The sequence below is a fragment of the Amycolatopsis sp. genome (assembly GCF_025464955.1).
Lineage (GTDB): Bacteria > Actinomycetota > Actinomycetes > Mycobacteriales > Pseudonocardiaceae > Amycolatopsis.
This window is the reverse complement of sequence record NZ_JAODNM010000041.1, coordinates 1-15704: the sequence shown is the minus strand read 5'-3', so window position 1 is coordinate 15704 and position 15704 is coordinate 1. Positions and strand designations below refer to the sequence as shown.

At 67.1% G+C, this 15704-nt stretch carries 17 protein-coding genes; 9 read left to right on the top strand and 8 right to left on the bottom strand.

Annotated elements, in window-relative coordinates; genetic code table 11:
* Positions 1-74 precede the first annotated feature (74 nt).
* On the top strand, positions 75-851 hold the full coding sequence (locus JWQ81_RS09055) for a metalloregulator ArsR/SmtB family transcription factor (RefSeq protein ID WP_297539547.1): 777 nt from the start codon (positions 75-77) through the stop codon (positions 849-851).
* An 8-nt stretch (positions 852-859) separates the two neighbouring features.
* On the opposite strand, the gene JWQ81_RS09050 is transcribed toward JWQ81_RS09055, so the two are convergent.
* Positions 860-1639 (bottom strand): STAS domain-containing protein, encoded by a 780-nt coding sequence (locus tag JWQ81_RS09050; RefSeq protein ID WP_297539545.1) that lies wholly within the window; start codon positions 1637-1639, stop codon positions 860-862.
* 335 nt (positions 1640-1974) lie between these two features.
* Between JWQ81_RS09050 and JWQ81_RS09045 the strand changes: the two genes are divergently transcribed.
* From JWQ81_RS09045 to JWQ81_RS09035, 3 genes are read left to right on the top strand one after another with little or no spacing between them, the layout of a single operon-like run.
* Positions 1975-2145 (top strand): FAD-dependent monooxygenase, encoded by a 171-nt coding sequence (locus tag JWQ81_RS09045; protein ID WP_297539543.1) that lies wholly within the window; start codon positions 1975-1977, stop codon positions 2143-2145.
* Positions 2142-2336: a hypothetical protein gene (locus JWQ81_RS09040; RefSeq protein ID WP_297539541.1), complete on the top strand. Its 195-nt coding sequence runs from the start codon at positions 2142-2144 to the stop codon at positions 2334-2336. The genes JWQ81_RS09045 and JWQ81_RS09040 overlap by 4 nt, the downstream gene beginning before the upstream one ends.
* Entirely contained in the window at positions 2333-3160 is an 828-nt protein-coding gene (locus JWQ81_RS09035; protein WP_297539539.1) for an FAD-dependent monooxygenase, read from the top strand. Before JWQ81_RS09040 ends, JWQ81_RS09035 begins: the two co-directional genes overlap by 4 nt.
* Before the next feature lie 81 nt (positions 3161-3241).
* On the opposite strand, the gene JWQ81_RS09030 is transcribed toward JWQ81_RS09035, so the two are convergent.
* The 4 genes from JWQ81_RS09030 to JWQ81_RS09015 form a co-directional block, all read right to left on the bottom strand.
* Positions 3242-3562 (bottom strand): transcriptional regulator, encoded by a 321-nt coding sequence (locus tag JWQ81_RS09030; protein ID WP_297539537.1) that lies wholly within the window; start codon positions 3560-3562, stop codon positions 3242-3244.
* The gene (locus JWQ81_RS09025) at positions 3549-4157 is read right to left on the bottom strand and encodes a hypothetical protein (protein WP_297539535.1); all 609 of its coding nucleotides are present in this window, start codon (positions 4155-4157) and stop codon (positions 3549-3551) included. The genes JWQ81_RS09030 and JWQ81_RS09025 overlap by 14 nt, the downstream gene beginning before the upstream one ends.
* Positions 4158-4621: 464 nt before the next feature.
* Complete coding sequence (locus tag JWQ81_RS09020; RefSeq protein WP_297539533.1) at positions 4622-5152, bottom strand: GNAT family N-acetyltransferase; 531 nt, start codon at positions 5150-5152, stop codon at positions 4622-4624.
* A gap of 30 nt (positions 5153-5182) precedes the next feature.
* Positions 5183-7246, bottom strand: a complete 2064-nt coding sequence (locus JWQ81_RS09015) for a transglycosylase domain-containing protein (RefSeq protein WP_297539653.1) — start codon at positions 7244-7246, stop codon at positions 5183-5185.
* A 209-nt stretch (positions 7247-7455) separates the two neighbouring features.
* Between JWQ81_RS09015 and JWQ81_RS09010 the strand changes: the two genes are divergently transcribed.
* On the top strand, positions 7456-9087 hold the full coding sequence (locus JWQ81_RS09010) for a hypothetical protein (protein WP_297539531.1): 1632 nt from the start codon (positions 7456-7458) through the stop codon (positions 9085-9087).
* 168 nt (positions 9088-9255) lie between these two features.
* Here JWQ81_RS09010 and JWQ81_RS09005 read toward each other — a convergent pair whose 3' ends face one another.
* Positions 9256-9762 carry a MarR family transcriptional regulator gene (locus JWQ81_RS09005; RefSeq protein ID WP_297539529.1) on the bottom strand — a complete coding sequence of 169 codons (507 nt, stop codon included), beginning with the start codon at positions 9760-9762 and terminating at the stop codon, positions 9256-9258.
* An 81-nt stretch (positions 9763-9843) separates the two neighbouring features.
* Between JWQ81_RS09005 and JWQ81_RS09000 the strand changes: the two genes are divergently transcribed.
* Together JWQ81_RS09000 and JWQ81_RS44840 are read left to right on the top strand one after the other, a co-directional pair.
* Positions 9844-10716 carry an NAD(P)H-binding protein gene (locus JWQ81_RS09000; protein WP_297539527.1) on the top strand — a complete coding sequence of 291 codons (873 nt, stop codon included), beginning with the start codon at positions 9844-9846 and terminating at the stop codon, positions 10714-10716.
* Positions 10713-11156, top strand: a complete 444-nt coding sequence (locus JWQ81_RS44840; RefSeq protein WP_366942274.1) for an NAD(P)H-binding protein — start codon at positions 10713-10715, stop codon at positions 11154-11156. The genes JWQ81_RS09000 and JWQ81_RS44840 overlap by 4 nt, the downstream gene beginning before the upstream one ends.
* 108 nt (positions 11157-11264) lie before the next feature.
* On the opposite strand, the gene JWQ81_RS08990 is transcribed toward JWQ81_RS44840, so the two are convergent.
* Complete coding sequence (locus JWQ81_RS08990; protein ID WP_297539523.1) at positions 11265-12119, bottom strand: NmrA family NAD(P)-binding protein; 855 nt, start codon at positions 12117-12119, stop codon at positions 11265-11267.
* A gap of 112 nt (positions 12120-12231) precedes the next feature.
* Here JWQ81_RS08990 and JWQ81_RS08985 point away from each other — a divergent pair, with 112 nt between their 5' ends.
* Positions 12232-13170, top strand: coding sequence for an AraC family transcriptional regulator (locus JWQ81_RS08985; RefSeq protein ID WP_297539520.1), 939 nt, complete (start codon positions 12232-12234; stop codon positions 13168-13170).
* Between the two features lie 103 nt (positions 13171-13273).
* On the top strand, positions 13274-14233 hold the full coding sequence (gene pip / locus JWQ81_RS08980) for a prolyl aminopeptidase (RefSeq protein ID WP_297539518.1): 960 nt from the start codon (positions 13274-13276) through the stop codon (positions 14231-14233).
* Here the strand turns inward: pip and JWQ81_RS08975 are convergent.
* Positions 14230-15105, bottom strand: a complete 876-nt coding sequence (locus JWQ81_RS08975; protein ID WP_297539516.1) for an NAD-dependent protein deacetylase — start codon at positions 15103-15105, stop codon at positions 14230-14232. The two genes, pip and JWQ81_RS08975, sit on opposite strands and share 4 nt — an antisense overlap.
* Between the last annotated feature and the right edge of the window lie 599 nt (positions 15106-15704).

Below are 15704 nucleotides of genomic sequence, written 5' to 3'. Positions count from 1 at the left end.
TCCAAGCCTAGCCGCGCGCGTGTTCGGGCACCTTGCGACTTGACATGCAGCCATCTGACTGCATAACTTAGTGTGTGCAATCAGAGAGCGACCGGTCCGCGCTGGACCAGGTCTTCAAGGCACTGGCCGACCACACCCGCCGGTACCTGCTGGACCTGCTTCACGAGGACAACGGGCAGACGTTGGGCGAGCTGTGCGAGCGCGTCGAGATGACGCGGCAATCGGCGACCCAGCACCTGGCCGTACTGGAGGCCGCCAACCTGGTCAGCACCGTGCGGCGCGGGCGGGAAAAGCTCCACTACCTCAATCCCGTTCCCCTGCACGAAATCCAGGAACGGTGGATCGACAAATTCGAGCGGCCGCGCCTGCGGGCGCTGAGCGCGATCAAACAACGAGCAGAGGAAGCCATGACCGACAAGCCGACCTTCGTCTACGTCACCTACATCGAGAGCACGCCCGAAAAGGTCTGGAACGCGCTGACCGACGCCGAGTTGACGGCGCAGTACTGGGGGCACCGCAACGTTTCGGACTGGCAGGTCGGCTCGAAGTGGGAGCACCAGCGCATCGACGGCACCAAGACCGCCGACGTCGTCGGCACTGTTCTCGAGAGCATTCCGCCGAAGCGTCTGGTGGCGAGCTGGAATGGCCCCGACAGCGTCGAAGAGCCGTCCCAAGTGACGTTCGACCTCGAGCCGCACGGCGACGTCGTCCGGTTGACCGTCACCCACGAGAACCTGGCGAACGCGGCCGACCACAAGGCTGTCTCCGGTGGCTGGGCCGCCGTGCTGTCGAACCTCAAGTCCCTGCTGGAAACCGGGAGCACCCTCTCGACCGCACCCTGGGAGATGTAACAGAGCTGCTAGTCCGGCGGTCTTTTCTTGGTGCGGCAGGAGTTCTTGGTGGTGTCCACGCGGAGGACCGCCCACATCACCTTGCCGCCGTTCGACGTCGGAGTGCAGCCCCAGGCGACGGCGAGGCGAGGTGCCATCAGCAGGCCGGGTGAGGGCAGGTCCACTGTCGGTGAGCCCGACGGCACGGCGGTGGCGAGATCGACGTCGGAGACCGCGATGGTCAGCATTCCGTCCCGGAGTTTCAGTCTGACCAGCGCTTCCGCGGTGTCGTACAGCAGCGGGTTTTCGACGAACTCGGTGGCGATGGTGGCCGCGTCGTCGGCGATTTCGGCGGTGAGGTGCCAGGTTTCGCAGGTGGCGATGACGTAGCGGCGGGCGGCGGCGGTACTCGCCGTCGCCAGTTGCAGTCCGAGCTCGACGGGTCGCTGTTCCGGTGATCGGTGCAACGACTCCTTGGCGGCGTCGAGGTGGGGGAACACCGGGACGAACCGCGCTACCTGGCTGGCGGTCAGCTGGACCTCGCCGTCGACCGGGACGCCGAACAGCAGCATCGGCACGCCGGGCCAGTCCGCCGTGCGCATCCAAACTGCGGAAAACACCGTCAGCGCGGACACCGTGGACGCCTTCACCGACCGCAGGTCCACAATGACCGCGACCGGGACCTCCGCGGCGCATTTCAACAGGGTGTCCCGCAACCGGCCGTAGGTCAGCGCGTTCAGCGGCCCCGACGGCCGCACGATGGCACAGCCGTCCACGTCGACGTTGACGTCGATCTTCAATCTGCTCATGGGTTCCCGCCCCCTGCCGGTCGCTTCGGCGATAACCCGACCGGCGAGTCAGGCTAGACCTGATCGGGTAAGGCGTCGACAGTTTTGCGTATCGGTCTGGTTTCGTCTGCGAGGTTTGTGTTTCGGGCGACCGGGTAGAACAGGAAACAAGACGTCACGTGTGGACGGACTTGGAATGGAGCGGTTTGTGGCTGCCAGCAAGGTCGACCGTCGCATCGCGACAGTCGAAAAGGGAAGGAGCCGACCACCGGGGTAGTCAAATTCCCCTTTGCTGGCACGTTATGCCGCAGAATCGTCGTCCGAAGGCAGAACCAACCAAAGGGGGACCAAACCACATGGCCGAACATGCCGTGGTGATAACCGGAGGCGGTCCGACCGGGCTGATGTTGGCGGGTGAGCTGGCGTTGGCGGGCGTCGACGTCGCCATCGTCGAGCGGCGCGCCGACTACGAGCTGATCGGTTCCTGGCTCAGGGGACGGTGGGCCAGGTCGGGTCGTTCTCCATGATCCTGCTGGACATCAGCGACTTTCCCACCCGGCACAACTACGGGCTCGGGCTGTGGCAGGACCGCATCGAGCGAACGCTGGCCGCCTGGGTCGACGAACTGGGGGTGCCGAGCTATCGCGGACGTGAGGTGACGGGGTTCGCGCAGGACGACACCGGCGTCGACGTCGAGGGCCGGTGCGGGTCGTGGTGAGCGAACAGCAACTCGGAAAGACCGGTGAGCCCACCCTGAACGATGTCAGCGAGGCGGTCGTCGCCGTCTTCGGCACGGATTACGGGATGCACAGTCCCACTTGGATCACCAGGTTTACCGACGTGACCCGGCAGGCGGCGTCGTATCGCGAGGGGCGAGTGCTGCTGGCTGGGGACTCGGCCCACATCCATTCGCCGATCGGGGGACAGGGCCTCGGGATCGGGGTGCAGGATGCGGTGAACCTGGGGTGGAAGCTGGCCCAGGTCGTCAAGGGAACATCGCCGGAAAGCCTGCTGGACACCTATCAGGCCGAGCGGCACCCGGTCGCCGCGCGCGTGCTGCGCAACACCATGGCGCAAACCGCGCTCATCCCCACCACTGACCGGGTCGAGGCCTTGCGCGACACCATGTCCGAGCTGCCGAGCGTGGCGGAGCCGCGTAAGCGGATCGCCGGGATGATGTCCGGTTTGGACATTCACTACGACCTCGGTGAGGGCCACCCGCTGCTCGGGCGCCGCGTGCCCGATCTCGACCTGGCCACCGAAGACGGCCAGGTGCGAGTGTTCACCCTGCTGCACGATGCCCGGCCGGTGCTGCTCAACCTCGGTGGCCCCAGCGCCTTCGACGTCACTCCGTGGGCGGATCGAATCCAGCTGATCAACGCCAAATATGCCGACGTCGGGGAACTTCCTGTCCTCGGTGAGGTCACGGCCCCCACCGCCGTCCTGATTCGCCCCGACGGACACGTCGCCTGGACAGGAGAACTAACCGCCCCCGCGCTCCCCGCCGCACTAACGACCTGGTTCGGGCCACCTGCGTCATAGCGCGAGTGCATTTCATGCTCGCTCGTGCCCGTACTGCGCGCGGGCGGGCGCACTTCCGGTGCGGCATCAGTCTTTACAGCGTCAGTTCTCGGGAGGGGTTTCCGAGAGCTTCTTCAGTCGTTCGAGCTGGTCCCAGTGCAGTGCGATGCGCTCTTTGCCCACGGGTGTCAGTTCGACGTTGGTGTTCGGTTTCTTGCGCACGAACCGTTTCTCGATCCGCACCAGCCCCGCTTCTTCGAGCTTCGTGAGATGGCTGGACAGGTTGCCGTTGGTCAGCCCGGTCGTGCGCTGCAGGAAGACGAAGTCCGCCGTCTGCACCGAGGACATCACCGTCATGATCGCGAGCCTGGCGGGTTCGTGGATGAGCTTGTCGAGGGCCAGTTCCCCGTTATGCTCCGGCATTGGTGTCCTCGAGGTTCAAGTCCTGATAGGACCGGAAGGTGCGGACCAGCAGGTAGTGGTCGAACAGGCCCGACACGAGGATCGCCGCGCCGAGCGGGAAGTAGGCTATCGCGTCCCGATTCTGGTCCAGGCCCCAGATCGGGAGGCAGCCGGCGACCACTACGGCCACCCAGATGACGATGCGGTGGACGCTCAGTCCCGTGCCGATGGCGTAGAAGACCAGCATGCCCAGCGCCCAGGTGGCCATCGTGATGCTGACCGGCTGCTCCGGGGGATGCCCCAGGGCGCCCCGGGCCAGCTGGTCCGACGCGACGTAGACCGCGAACCCGGTCACCGCGGCGATGAGGCATCTGAGCTGCCTGCTCCGCAGCGGGATGACCCGGCCGAAGTTGCGCTGGTAGTACAGGGTGACCGCGCCGAACGAAGCCAGGCAGAGCAGTACCCCACCGCCAAGCACCCAGGGGCTCCATGGCGGGTTCGTCAGGTTGCTTGCTCCGATCAGGGCCATGACCAGGCTGAACGGGATGCCGTAGAGACCCTGGATGTGGGTGTACGGGTAGCTCGTGCCCGCGGATTCCAGCTGTCGCCGATCCATTTCGGCCCCCTCAAACTAGTTGGTGATGCAAACCTAGCCGAGAGCTGCTCGTCTGTAAACTGGTTTGCGTCGCAGACTCGTGAGCGTTCCGGCTGGTTGCTCTGCCCTGCGGGACACCCGCACCCGGGCGTGCCGGAATGCTCACGAGTCTGTAGGTGGGGTCAGTGCTGTGTGTCGCGGGTGCATGACAGTGCGGGGCGGGGACGTCGTGCGAGGGGTCTCGTCTACGGCAGCAGAGACTGGGGCCGGCCGGGGCATGTGGACTGGATCAGAGGCCCGCGTCCGTGGGGCTGGTGAGGCTGGTGGTGTCGGTGTGGCTGCTGGGGTTGGCCGGTCGGGCGCCCTTGTGTACGAAACGTCCCCCGATACAAATGATTTGTACGAAACGTCCCCCGAGTCGCTCCCGTACGAGCCGCAACGCCACAGCAGCACCCACTGCCCCCGCCAGCCCCATTTGCGGGTGGCTACCAGACGTCGCCGGCGCGCCAGTCGCAGATGAGGGCGCCCGAAAGGTCCAGCGGGATCGACAGGGGCAGGACGAAGACGGAGCCGTCCTCGGCTTCGGTTCGCTGGATGCCGTCGGGGGTCAGCGCCGAAGTCGGCCCCTGCCAGTGCAGCCACCCGCGTTTCGGGTAGAACGTCGCGGCCAGGTCGGAAGCGCCCAGGGCACCGAGGTCGTATGCGCCGCGGATCAGTCGTTCGACCTCCGCCATCAGCGTGTCACCGTGGCCGCGCCCGCGTCGGTCCGCCCGTACGGCGACGGCCTCGACATAGCCGGTGCGCAACGCCCGGCCGCCGTGCAGCAGCTGCCGCTGGACGACCGACGCGTGGCCGACCAGTTCGCCGTCCTCCCGCATCACGACGTGCATGCCACCGAGCGCGTGGTCCCAGTCGTGCTCGGTCATGTCTTCGAAGACGTCGTAGAGCAGCGTTCGGGCCGCCGAGCGGGTTGCCGCGTCCAGCTCGGCGGTGAACGCGGTGGCCAGTTCGATCATCCGGCCATTGTCGCAGCTACTGGCGCCCAGCTACTGGCGCGCGTTGAGGTAAGCCGGATCGGGGCCAGGCACCGGCTGGTCCGGCCGGCCGGCCAGCAGCTGGTTCATCGCACTGAAGTACGGCGGCGCGGCAACCGTGCCACCGAACGCGCCGTGGCCGCAGTTGCCCAGGTGCACCGGGTCGCCGGGGCAGATTTCCTGCGGGTACCGGCCGTCGGCGAAGACCATGGACGACACCGCGTAGTTGTTCACCCCGCCGACGAACGCGACCGACTCGCTGTTCTGCGTGGTCCCGGTCTTGCCGATGTCGGGCCTGGTCCAGCCGGCCGCGCGGGCGGCGACGGCCGACGTGCCGATCGTGGTGTCCCGGCTCAGCCCGGACATCAAGGTGTTCGCCACCGCGGTCGGCAGGACGCTCTGGCACGCCTGCTGGGCGACCGGCACCGGCTGGCCGTTCCGGTCGGTCACCGACAGGATCGGGTTGGGCGGGCACCAGACCCCGCCGCTCATCAGGGTGGCCGACACGTTGGACATCTCCAGCGGGCTGACCGGGCTGTCGCCGAGGGTGAACGACAACAGGTTCTGGAAGTACTTCGACTGGGGCTGGTTGTATTGCGGGTTCGTCGACAGCGGGTTGGCCGGATCGGTGATCGGGGTGTTCCCGGCGTCGTTGGTGTTCAGGGTGTTCCGCAAACCGAGCTTCTGAGCCATGTCCAGCACCGCGGCCATGCCGACCTGCGACTCCAGCCCCACGAACGCGACGTTCGGCGACGTCGCCAGCCCGTCGGCGAGCGAGATCGGGTCCGGGTACGCGGTGCCGTCGTTGCTCACCGGGTAACAACTGGTGAAGCTGTTCGCGTTCGGCGGGGTGAAGCAGTTGCTGGTCGGGTTGGGCAGGGGAGTGTCGAGGCCGACTTTTCCAGCCACCATCGCGGCGGCCGAAGTGAAGATCTTGAACGATGAACCGGCGCCGAACTTGTTGCTCGCGTCGGCGACGATGTCGGTCGAGCTCTGGCCCTGGCTCGGATCGTTGCCGTAGTTGCGGTTCGCCACCATGGCCAGCACCTGGTGAGAGTCCTGCCCCGGCTGCACGACCGAGAAGGTGTTGGCGACGCCGTCCTGCGTGGTCGGCACGTTCGCGTCGACGGCGTCCTTGGTCACCTGGCTCACATGCGGGTCCATGGTCGTCTTGATGACGTACCCGCCGGTGGCCAGCTGGTCGGCGGTGAAACCGGCCTGTTCCAGATAGCTTTCCGCGTACGCGCAGAAGAAACCCGCGTCCGGCGCGGCGCCCATGCAGGTTCCCGACGGCGTCACAGGACCGTTGGCGCGCACGCCGAGCGGCGTCGCCTTCGCCGAAGTGCCGTCCGCGGCGGGCAGCGAGCCGCCCGAGACCATTTCGTCGATGACGAGGTTGCGCCGTTGCAGCGCGTTGTCCGGATGGGTGTACGGGTTGTACGTATTGGGGTTGTTGACCATTCCGGCGAGCAACGCGGCCTGCGGCACGGTCAGTTTGTCCGCGGTCGTCACGAAATAGGCCTGTGCGGCGGCGCCGATGCCGTAGACGGTCCCGCTGAACTCCACGACGTTCAGGTAGTCGGCGAGGATGACGTCCTTGGACGTCGTTTCCCCGAGCTGCACGGCCATCTTCGCCTCCCGCAGCTTGCGGGCGACCGTGTCTTCCTGGTCGGCGAGCTGTGCGGCCTTGTTGCCCCGGTCCACGACGTTGATCAGGTAGTTCTTGACGTACTGCTGGGTGATCGTCGAGGCGCCCTGCAGGCTCCCGCCGGCGGTGTCGTTCAGCGCGGCTCGCAGCATGCCCTGGACGTCGACCCCGCCTTCGGAGTAGAACCGGCGGTCCTCGACCGACACGATCGCGGCCTTCATCGCCGGCGCGATCTGAGAGGCTGTCGTGGGCAGCCGGTACTGGTCGTAGAGCGTCGCGATGGTCCCGCCGTCGCGGTCGGTCACGGTGGTCACCAGCGGCGGATCCGCGGTCGCCAGGTCCGTCGAGATGGCGCTGACCGAATCGCTGACCTGGTTGGTCAGCGCGCCCGCGCCGATGGTGATCGGCGCGACGGTTCCGGCGGCCATAATCCCGCCCACCACGCACAAACCCAGAAAAGGAAACACTCTCGCCCGACGTGCCACGAATCCACCGTAGATCCACCCGGGTAAGAATCGCGTTGCGTGCGGAAAAACGGGCTACTTAAGTAGCTGATTTCGCGGCGGATTCGCTAGTAGCGTGCCGACGGCAAAGCCGGTTCGGGGACCGTCCACACAACGAGAAGTCAGGTGGGCAAGTGGTTGGAGCAAGACTGAAGGCGGTTCTCCCGCTGGTCGCGGGAGTGCTGGTGGCGCCGTTGCTGGTGACCGGGACGGCGCAGGCCGCCGTGGCGGGTCCGGACAACGCACAGACGCGGCGAGTGAATCCGGAACACCTCAAGACCTTGACCGCTGTTCTGGACAATATGACGCAGAACTATGCAAAGTTCGCGAAATCGACACCGGGTCCGCAGGATATCTTCGACTACAATATTGGTGCATTGTGGAAACAGGGCATCGACGGGACGGGAACGACCGTAGCGGTCCTCGAGGGCTGGGACGACCTGCAGATCAACGACGTCGTCAAGCAGTTCGATCAGAGGTACGGCCTGCCCGACCCGGTCATCCAGACCATCTACCCCTCCGGCGGCGGCCACCTGCCCGCGGTGTGTCCGCCGGGCATGGTCGCGCTCGGCAGTTACGGCTCGTGTGACGCGTGGGCCGGCGAGCTGGAGCTCGACGTGCTGTCCGCGCATCTGATCGCGCCGTACGCGAAGATCGTCATCTCGGCCACCCCGGCCGACAGCGAGATCACCGACGACACCGCGAGCCAGGTCGCGCCGCCGGAAATGATGCAGGCCATCCAGTACATCTCGAAGCAGCACCTCGCCGACGCCATCTCGATCAGTGATGGCACCGGGGAAAGCACCTACACCCACCCCGACGCGCAGATCCATGCCCAGGACCCGGGTCTGCTGGCCGCGGCCGCCGCGGGCATCCCGGTGCTGGTCTCGACCGGTGACTGCGGAGTGGTGCAGAACCTCGCCGTAGCGAGTTCGCAGTGCGGGAACACCACCACGACGCCGGCCACGGCGGCCTGGGACGACTCGCCGTGGGTGACCGCGCTGGGTGGCACGGTGCCGAACTTCGACATCACCGGCAAGCGGCTCGGCCCCGACCCGATCTGGCACTCCGGGAAGTTCTCGGAAGGCGCGGGCTTCTCCGACATCTACTCGCGACCGTCCTATCAGGACGGTGTGAGTGCCATCACGCAGAGCGGGATGCGCGCGGTGCCTGACATCACGCTGGACTCCCAGCACGGTACTTCCGAATCGGCGCCGATGTTCGCGGGCGTGCTCGCGCTGGCGGCACAGCTGAACCACGGCAGTGTCGGCGCGATCAACAAGGTGCTCTACGGCGTGCTGGGCCCGATCGGCGCGCGCGCCGGCGTGTCCGACGTCGTCGCCGGCGACAACTCCTTCTCGAACGGGACCGTCTCGGTTCCGGGCTTCACCGCCACCACGGGGTTCGACGTCGCCAGCGGCTGGGGCACGATCGATGCGAGCAAGTTCGTTCCCGCGCTCGTCCTGGCGAGCCGGTTGCAGAACCCGTTCACCTCGATGCAGCGGCAGGCCTCGGCCGCGCTGGCGAAACTGAGCCACGGCGTGCAGGTAACCAGCACGGGCGGTACTTCCCAGGTGTCGGCCGGCGGTTTCCTGCCGGCGCACCCGGTGCAGCTGGCGGTCGACGGTCACCAGGTCGCGACCCTCACCGCAGACGATCAGGGGTCCGTCGGTTACGCACTAGGCCAGCTGCCGCGAGGAGGTCACACGGTCACGCTGACGAGTTTGCTGCTCACCGTCACCGGGAGCTTCCACACATCGCGGTAGTCGCGGCGGATCCCTCAGGGCCACCCCTCTGGCGTTCAAGGCCACGGGGGTGGCCCTGAGGGGTCTCTGGTGAGGTTGTCGTGCCTGTGGGGACTGGCCCGTCCGGTTTTGCTGTGTACTAACGTCCCCCGATACAGATGATTTGTACGAAACGTCCCCCGAGTCACTTCAGTCGCCGGCCAGTTCGCCGGTCGCGGTCTGGCCGGCCGCGGTGGTGCGGCGCAGGAAGTCGGCGAGCAGTTCGAGTTGGTCGTCGCTGTAGCCGGCGCAGATTTCGTCCATCGCGTTGTTCATCCCGGAGTAGAGCCCGAACAGCTCGGCGTTGCGGTCGCGGACCGCCCGGACGGTGACGGCGCGGCGGTCGGCGGCTTCGGGATCGCGCTCGCGGACCACCCAGCCGCCGCGCTGGAGCCGGTCGAGGATCCCGGTCATGGTGGCGGGGTGCAGACCGACGCGGCGTGCCAGGGCGCTCGGGCTGAGCGGGCCGTCGGTGGTGATCAGCTCGAGGCAATCGAGGTCGGCGTCCTTGAGTTCGAGCCGTGCGCCCACCTGGTGGTTGAGCAGCGACAGCTGGTTGCGCAACTCGCGCAACGACGCCTTCACCGCCATCGCGGATCGCCGACGGCGCCGGGAAGCCTCGGCATCCGCGGAATCCCCAGGTGCTACGGAACTCATATGATATGCTCCTCGTATGATACGAACTACAGGCAATAGCTTAGCCCGGCCGAGGTTTCCGCGCCGAGGAAAGGGCATGTCATGATCGTGATCACCGGAGCAACGGGAGTCGTCGGGCGGCCACTGGTCGACTTGCTGGCCGCGCAAGGCATCCCGGTCCGTGCGGTGACCCGCACCCCGACCGCGGAGTTTCCGGCCGGGGTCGACGTCGTCGAGGGGACGCCGTCGGAGCCGGAAACGATGGCTTCGGCCTTGCGTGGTGCCACCGCGCTGTTTCTCAACCCGCGAGCGGTCGGCGACGCTGCGCACGAGCTGGTCGCCCTCGCGGCTCGGCACGACGTGCGGCGGGTCGTCGCTCTGGCCGCGGCGAACGTCGACGACGACCCCGCCGACCAGCCGTCTCGCTTTCGAGGAGACCGGAACGCCGAAGCCGAGGACGCGGCTGTCGCCAGTGGGCTGGAGTGGGTGAGCTTGCGGCCCACGTCGTTCGCCGGCAACACGCTTTCGGCATGGGGAGAACAGATCCGCGCCGGCGACGTCGTTCGCTTCGTGTACCCGGCGTTCGAAGAGTCGCTGATCGACGAGCGCGACCTGGTCGAAGTCGCCGCCTACGCGCTGCTCAAAGAAGACCTCCTCGGCCGTCGGGTCGTGCTCACCGGGCCACAGTCGCTGTCGCACGCGGAGATGGTCGCCGTCATCGGCGACGTGCTCGGCCGATCGTTGCGGTATCAGGAGATTCGGCCCGAAGCAGCCACGCAGGGCATGGTCGCGCGTGGTATCCCCGAACCGTTCGTCACCGCGCTGATGCGCAGATACGCGACCCACCTCGACCAGCCGCAGCACCCACCGACGCACGAGGTGGAGAAGATCCTCGGTCGTCCCGCTCGCAGCTTCGCCGTGTGGGTCGATGACCACGCCGCAGCCTTCGAACAGCGTGCGAGGGTCCCCGGGTGAAACTCGCGGTGTTTGCCGCGACCGGTCGCACCGGGCGGCACGTCGTCGACCAAGCGGTCACGGCCGGTCACGAGGTCACGGCCATCGCCCGACATCCCGTTGGCTTGCCCGCGCGGGTGCGCACGGTCACCGCGGACCTTTCCATGCCTGATCCGCCGGTGCTCGAATCAGCGCTCGTGGGCACCGACGCCGTGCTTTCCGCGCTCGGGCCGCGGAACAGCGCGGAGTACGGCACGACCTTGTCGTGCCGACCGCGTCCGCCCTCGGTGGTAGAAAAGAAGAAGACGGCAAACAGGTCATCAGCGACCATTTTACCTACCTCAAGAACGAGGCTGTACTGGACGCGATTGGCGCGGCAATTCACCGGCAAGAGAAGGTGGCCGAAAGGCGTAAGGCAGCGGCCCGACATGACACTGTGGCCACTAAACAGAACCGGCTGAAAATCTTGGCGTGGAAGCGGAAGAAGCCACTGAGCTGATCGGTCTGCGGCCGAGACAGGTTCCGTAGGTGAGCTTGTGTGTGCCGCCGAACCAGACCGCCTCAGGGGTTCAGCGAGGCGCCTGACCGGCCCAGGCCAGTATGCTCCGTTTGGCGAAATCGGCGAGGCTCGTCGGCGGCACTCCGGTGACTTTCCGGACGTCGTCGGTGGGCCGGGATCCCTTGCCCGAGGCGATGGTTCCGGTGAGCCAGCGGAGTATTTCGCCGTACGGGGCGGGTACGAAACCGGCGGCTACCGCACCCGAGATCCAGGCTTCGCGGTCGATGTCGTTGTGCTTGACCGGTCGGCCGATCACGTCACCGATGATCGCGGCGACCTCGGCGACGGTGAGCGCCTCGGGGCCGGTCGGCGCGTACTGGGCGCCTGCGTGAGCCTCGGGGTTCGCCAACGTCTCGGTGGCGACGGCGGCGATATCCTCGGCGTCGACGAACGCGTCGGCGCCGTCACCGGTCGGCACCGTGATCAAGCCGTCGACGAGCGGCAGGTGATCGTCGCTGAAGTTCTGCATGACCCACCCCGGGCGCAGGATCGAGTGGGTGAGCCGGGTCCGGCCCAGCAGGTCGAGTTCGACCGCCCTGATCGCGAACTCTGCTGGGGCCTGTTCGATGCCGTAGGTGCTGAGGTAGGTGATGTGCCGTGCTCCGGCCTCCTCGGCGAGGTCCAGGAAGTCCGAGACCTGGCCGGCGAAGTCGACCCTCATCACCGGCGTCACGAGGTAGACGCTGTCGACACCCGCCAGGGCGGGGCCGTGGGTGCTCTTGTCGTCCCAGTCAAAGCGGACGTCGGCGCCGCCGCGTGCCGCTGTTCGGGCACCCAGGCCGCGCCCGATGAGGTTCTTCGCGACTCGCGAGCCGGTGCGTCCGGTCCCGCCGAGGACGAGCGTGGTCTGCTGTGAATGCGTCATGGCTCAAGCATGGTGGCCCATCGGGAGTCACTCAATGCGCAGAACGCGTGATTTCTTTGTGTGAAACGCTCATCTCCTTGACGATGGAACTGGTCCGCCGGACACTGGGCGGATGGACCTCCTGCAAGACCACCTCACGAGGGCACGTGCCTCCGGCGGCGTCTTCGCCCGGACGTCGGCTCGGCCGCCGTGGGGGCTGCGGCTCGCGGGGACGATCCAGCTGGCGGTGCATGCCGTGGTCGAGGGGCGGGCCTGGCTGTGGCTCGACGATCCGGACTGGCCGCTCGAGCTGGCGCCCGGCGACGTGGCGCTAGTCCGTGGCGGCGTCGATCACCACATCGCCTACGAGCCCGGCGCCGCGTGCCTGGAGCCCGAGGAGTTCCGCGCCCAGCACGCGCACGACGAGCGTTCGGACGAACAGCGGGCGACGGTGTTCCTGTGCGGGGCGTACCGGTTTTCCGGCGACATCGGCCAAGGTCTGCTCGACGCGCTTCCCCCGATACTTCCGTTGTACGCAGCCGTCGGTGATCCGTTGCACGACGTCATCGCTCTGGTTTCGCGCGAGCTGGCGGCGTCCGCGCCCGGCCAGCAGACCGTGCTCGACAGGCTGCTCGACGTCCTTCTGGTGCTCGCGATGCGAACGAGTTTTCAGCAGAGCACCACTTCGCCTCGCTGGTTCCGAGCCTCGACCGATCCCCGGCTGAGCGCGGCATTGCAGGCCATCCATTCCGACGCCGCCCGAGCCTGGACGGTGCCCGAACTGGCCGCGGTCAGCGGGCAGTCGCGGGCGGCGTTCGCCCGTACTTTCCAGCAGTCGCTGGGCCAGGCACCTATGCAGTATCTGACTGACTGGCGCATGACGCTCGCCAGGGACCACCTGCGGACTGGCGCGTCGACCCTCGCGCAGATCGCCGACCTCACCGGCTACGGCTCGCCGTACGCCTTCGCCACGGCTTTTCGCCGCCATCACGGCCAGCCGCCGGGCTCGTGGCGGCAACAGGAGGCCGACCGGTCGGTTCCGGAACCCGCCGACGGCGTCCACTTCGTCTGACAAGACTAGGTTCCTGGCAGCGCGAACAACGCGAATAACGACCGTGGGGATCGTGCGGGTGCGTGTTAGCGTGCCTGCCGGTGATCAACCGAGGGAGTGGCGCGTGACCGAGTTGTATCCGCCGATAGCACCCTACGACCATGGGATGCTCGACGGTGGTGACGGGAACCTCGTCTACTGGGAGTCGTGCGGTAACCCGGCGGGAAAGCCTGCGCTCTTCGTCCACGGCGGACCGGGAACGGGCTGTACGGAGAAGATGCGGCGGACGTTCGACCCGGAGCGCTACCGGGCCGTGCTGTTCGACCAGCGCGGCTGCGGACGCAGTACCCCGCACGCGAGCGACCCCGCCGCCGACATGTCGCTCAACACCACCGAACACCTGCTGGCCGATATGGAACGGCTGCGCGCGCACCTGGGAATCGAGCGCTGGTTGCTGCGCGGCGGATCCTGGGGGTCCACCCTGATGCTCGCCTACGCCGAACGTCATCCGGAGCGGGTGTCGGAGATCGTCATTTCCGCGGTCACCACGGGACGGCGTCACGAGATCGACTGGCTCTACGGCGGGGCGGCTCGCTTCTTTCCTAAGCAGTGGGAGCAGTTCCGGGCGGCCGTTCCCGAGGCTGACCGCGACGGTGACATGCCCACGGCGTATGCGCGCCTGATGGAAGACCCCGATCCCGAGGTCCGGGTTCGGGCGGCAACTGCCTGGTGTGCCTGGGAGGACGCGCTTGTCGCGCTGGAGCCTGGCGGGAAGCCGAACTCCTACAGCGATCGGCCACCGTTGGCGTTGCTGGCATTTGTCCGCATCTGCGCGCACTACGCCGCACACGGCGCCTGGCTGGATGATGGTGCTCTGCTCCGTGACGCCGGACGGCTGGCGGGCATCCCCGGCGTGCTGATCCACGGGCGCCTGGACTTGAGTTGCCCGCTGGACACGGCTTGGGACCTGGCTCGCGCCTGGCCTGACGCGCGGCTGATCGTGCTCGACGACTCCGGCCATCAGGCGACTGCCTCCTACCGCGAACACGTGCTCGCGGCCCTCGATGCGTTCGCGCGTAGCTAGGGCACGCGTGCGACGAGGTCAGTGAGCGCTTGGCCGAGCGGGAGGTCGACGCGGACGTCGGCGTACTTGTCGCCGCGCGTTTCTCCGTGGTTGACGATGAGCACCGGCTTACCCGCCTTGGCGGCGTGCCGGACGAACCGCAGCCCGGACATGACGGTCAGCGACGAGCCGAGGACGAGCAGCGCGGTGGCTTCGTCGACAAGTCGGTAGCACTCGTCGACGCGGGCGCGCGGCACGTTCTCGCCGAAGAACACGACGTCCGGTTTGAGCACCCCGGACTCGCACTCGGCACAGGCGACCAGGTGGAACCCGCGGACGTCCTCATCGGCGAGCTCGACGTCCCCGTCGGGGTTGATCCGGCCCGCCGCGCCGTCGAAGCCGGGGTTCGCCGAGCGCAGCCGGCGGTCGAGGTCTTCCCGCGAGCTGGTGCGGCGGCAGTCCAGGCAGATGACCCGGTCGAGGCTGCCGTGCAAGTCCACCACTCCGGGCGTGCCGGTGGCCTGGTGGAGCCCATCGACGTTCTGGGTGATCACGCCCGAGAGGTACCCTCGTGACCGCAACGCGGCGACCGCGAGATGGCCTGCGTTGGGGGCCGCGCGGGCGATCGTCCGCCAGCCGAGGTGGCTGCGCGCCCAGTACCGCTGCCGCCCCGCCTCACTGCCGACGAACTCGCCGTAGGTCATCGGTGTGTGCCGGCGCAGGCTGCCTTCTTCACCCCGGTAGTCGGGGATGCCTGACTCGGTCGACAACCCGGCTCCGCTGAGAACCACGACACGACGTCCGGCAACGACGCGGACGACCTCGTCGAGACTGCTCGTCCGCGGCGAAGGTTCACCCCTGGACGCCCAGGTCAGCGTCGGTCTTGTCCGCACATGGACAGTTTACGTGTACCAGCGAGTCCGCTAGCCCTTCGACCAGGGCTAGCGGTGATAAGAAATCTAGCGGCCCATCACATCTTGATGGCGACCCTCGCAGTGTGTTTGAACGCCAATGCCTGGAATTTAGAGCTGTTGGTGGTCTGGGGAGAGGGGTTGGTGGCGGTTTACTGAAGCGGGGATGCGGGTAGCGGAGGTAGGCGGGTTCTGTGTCTCGCTGTCCTTAGGGACGGCTGGTCCCATCCGGCTGACGACGCTGGATCGGTTCTGTCGTCAGGTCCCCTCTACTGCAGCAAGGATCGGGGCGGACTGGGATTCCGTCGCGGCGGATCTTGGCCCGTTCCGTTGCGTTGGTGGCTGCGTTTCGTGAGCGCCTGAAAGGGACTTTCCTTGCAGTGAACGCACCGATAACGCCGTTCGCATTTCGCCGCTCACGTTAAGCAACCCGCCTCCCGGGCTTGGTGCATCTGTGAGTGACACCCGCGATATGCAGTTGGACGTGAAGGCCACCTTCAGGACGTAATGCGCCGTGAAGGTGGCCTTCACGTCCAATCCGTGATCACGTACAGCGATAATGCGGATCACCTGAAAGGGTA

What these genes read in the sequence shown, in the direction of transcription:
- JWQ81_RS09030 (WP_297539537.1), bottom strand. Translation starts at nt 3,562, where the DNA reads ATGCCGGAGCATAACGGGGAACTGGCCCTCGACAAGCTCATCCACGAA.
- JWQ81_RS09040 (WP_297539541.1), top strand. Translation starts at nt 2,142, where the DNA reads ATGATCCTGCTGGACATCAGCGACTTTCCCACCCGGCACAACTACGGG.
- JWQ81_RS08985 (WP_297539520.1), top strand. Translation starts at nt 12,232, where the DNA reads ATGGACCTCCTGCAAGACCACCTCACGAGGGCACGTGCCTCCGGCGGC.
- JWQ81_RS09050 (WP_297539545.1), bottom strand. Translation starts at nt 1,639, where the DNA reads ATGAGCAGATTGAAGATCGACGTCAACGTCGACGTGGACGGCTGTGCC.
- JWQ81_RS09020 (WP_297539533.1), bottom strand. Translation starts at nt 5,152, where the DNA reads ATGATCGAACTGGCCACCGCGTTCACCGCCGAGCTGGACGCGGCAACC.
- JWQ81_RS09015 (WP_297539653.1), bottom strand. Translation starts at nt 7,246, where the DNA reads ATGGCCGCCGGAACCGTCGCGCCGATCACCATCGGCGCGGGCGCGCTG.
- JWQ81_RS09000 (WP_297539527.1), top strand. Translation starts at nt 9,844, where the DNA reads ATGATCGTGATCACCGGAGCAACGGGAGTCGTCGGGCGGCCACTGGTC.
- JWQ81_RS09025 (WP_297539535.1), bottom strand. Translation starts at nt 4,157, where the DNA reads ATGGATCGGCGACAGCTGGAATCCGCGGGCACGAGCTACCCGTACACC.
- JWQ81_RS08990 (WP_297539523.1), bottom strand. Translation starts at nt 12,119, where the DNA reads ATGACGCATTCACAGCAGACCACGCTCGTCCTCGGCGGGACCGGACGC.
- JWQ81_RS09045 (WP_297539543.1), top strand. Translation starts at nt 1,975, where the DNA reads ATGGCCGAACATGCCGTGGTGATAACCGGAGGCGGTCCGACCGGGCTG.
- JWQ81_RS09005 (WP_297539529.1), bottom strand. Translation starts at nt 9,762, where the DNA reads ATGAGTTCCGTAGCACCTGGGGATTCCGCGGATGCCGAGGCTTCCCGG.